Origin of the sequence: uncultured Meiothermus sp. (assembly GCF_937863175.1) — a bacterium.
In the GTDB taxonomy this organism is placed as follows: domain Bacteria; phylum Deinococcota; class Deinococci; order Deinococcales; family Thermaceae; genus Meiothermus.
Map to the genome: position 1 here is coordinate 1 of NZ_CALMCQ010000191.1, position 2,241 is coordinate 2,241.

Genomic DNA, 2,241 nt, shown 5'->3' on the forward strand with positions numbered 1-2,241 from the left:
CCGATGAGGCCCACTTTGTGGCCGCAAAGTTAAAGGCCCGGTATCCCGGCTTCTGGGTGGTGGCGACCCGAACCGTAAGCTGATGCTTGGCAGAAGAAGGCACTGGTATTATCATCGAAGTGTCACCGGGGGTGCTTGCACGCTGTGCAGGCTGAGAAATACCCTTGGAACCTGAATCGGCTAAGACCGACGTAGGAAGCGTGACAAGGGCCAGAAACCCGCCGCTCAGGTTCGTTCCCCTCCCGGTGATAGGAGGGGATTTGTATGTGGATAAAGCTGTGGATAAGTTGTTGCCTGCTCCTGGGTATGCAACTCGGGGCACTGGGCCAGGCTCAGCCCATCACCCTGACTATCCTGACCCACGATAGCTGGGCCCTGGACAAAAACCTGATCGCCCAGTTCGAACGCCAGTCGGGTATTCGGCTGCGCTTTCTAAAGGGGGGCGATGCGGGAGCGATGCTGAACAAGGCCATCTTGAGCAAGGGGGCACCCATTGCCGATGTGATTTTCGGCTTCGACAACACCATGCTCTCGAGGGCCCTGCAAGCCGATATCTTGCAGCCCTACCGCTCGCCCGAGCTGCCCAACCTGCGCCCTGAACTCCTGCTCGACCAGACCTTCCGGGCCACCCCCGTAGATTTTGGCTATGTGGCCCTCAACTACGACCGGGACTTCTTCAAAAACCGGCCCCTGCCAGCGCGCTTTGCCGACCTCGCCTCTCCGGAGTTTGCCCGGCTGCTGGTGGTGCAAAACCCTGCTACCAGCTCACCTGGTCTGGCCTTCTTGCTGGCCACCGTGGCCAGCTTCGGTGAAGACGGCTACCTGGGTTTCTGGGAACGGCTTCGTCAGAACGGGGTGCGGGTGGTCAGTGGCTGGAGCGATGCCTACTATACCCATTTCACCCGTGCCGGGGGGGATCGTCCGCTGGTAGTCTCCTATAGCACCAGCCCCGCCGCCGAGCTTTTCTTTAGCGAGGCCCGTCCTAAGCCCACCGAGCCGCCCACGGCCAATCTCTTTCTGCCGGGTAGCTCCTTCTTCCAGATCGAGTATGTGGGCATCCTGCGGGGTACGCGCCACCTTCGGGCCGCCCAGCGCTTTGTGGACTGGCTGGTCTCGAGACCCGCCCAGGAGAATATTCCCACCCAGATGTGGGTCTACCCGGCACGACGTGAAGCCACCCTTCCGGAGGTCTTCCGCTGGGCCGAAGTCCCGCCCCAGCCTGCGCGTATGACGCCCCAGCAGATCGCCCAGAACCGCGAGCGCTGGATCCGTGAGTGGACGCAGGTAGTGGTGCAAAACCAGACCGCTCAGGGTGTGATGGCACGACGCTAGATTTCGATGAAACTGCTATGGCAGCGCTCATCCTGGGTTTTTGCTCTACCGGTACTGGTCTTCCTGGGGTTGGCCGTGGTGTATCCACTGGGCCGAATCGTTGCGCTGGGCCTGGGCGAGGGCTTGCAGGGGGCTCTCGTAGACCCCTACTACGGGTCCCGACTGGTCTGGAGCCTGGCCTATGGCGTAGGCTCCTCCTTACTGAGCATCGTGCTGGCCCTGCCGCTGGCCTATGCCTTCCGCTACCTCTTCCCTGGAAGGGGATTTTTGCTGGGCTTTTCCACCGTGCCGTTCGTCCTGCCTACCATCGTCGTGGCGATTGGTTTTCTAAGCCTGGTGGGGCCGAATGGCGTGTTGGGCACCAACCTCTACGGTACCGCCTGGGTGTTGTTCTGGGCCAGCCTGCTCTATAACCTGGGCCTGGTTCTGCGACCCCTGGTGGCCATGCTGCCGGCTTTGCATACCCCGCTGGCAGCGGCCCGTATCCTGGGGGCTACCCCGTTGCGGGCCTATCTACGGGTGGGTCTTCCTTTGATGTGGCCCGCACTACTCTCGGGTGGAAGCCTGGTTTTCCTTTTCAGCTTCAGCAGCTTTGGGATCCCTCTCTTGCTGGGAGGGCCTGGGTGGGCGACGCTCGAGGTTGCGACCTATCATGCCCTGGTTCAGCGCCTGGCCTTTCCCGAGGCCACTGCCCTGGTGCTGATGCAACTGGGGGTGACACTGGTGGTCTTGCTGGGTTATTTGCGCCTGCAAGAAGGTCTGGCCCTGGGTATTGGCGGCTATGGCTCGCCCCTGCCTCTTTCACCCAGAAAGACCTGGCTCGTGGCTTTACTGGTATGGGGATTCTTTTTGATCCTCTACAGCCCCCTATGGACGCTGTTACCACGGGCTTTTGAACGGCCCGCTGCC

2 protein-coding genes and 1 riboswitch are annotated in these 2,241 nt (G+C 61.4%); both genes read left to right on the plus strand.

The annotated features are described in order from the left end of the window. Positions 1-117 precede the first annotated feature (117 nt). A riboswitch (TPP riboswitch) is annotated at positions 118-216 on the plus strand. Positions 217-264: 48 nt separating this feature from the next. Next, positions 265-1,332, plus strand: coding sequence for a thiamine ABC transporter substrate-binding protein (locus tag Q0288_RS07450; RefSeq protein WP_299429267.1), 1,068 nt, complete (start codon positions 265-267; stop codon positions 1,330-1,332). Between the two features lie 6 nt (positions 1,333-1,338). Then, positions 1,339-2,241, plus strand: a 903-nt coding sequence (locus Q0288_RS07455) for an ABC transporter permease subunit (RefSeq protein ID WP_299429268.1), incomplete at its 3' end; no start/stop codon positions are given.

Coding starts and splice junctions, on each gene's coding strand:
- Q0288_RS07450 (WP_299429267.1), top strand. CDS start 265: ATGTGGATAAAGCTGTGGATAAGTTGTTGCCTGCTCCTGGGTATGCAA.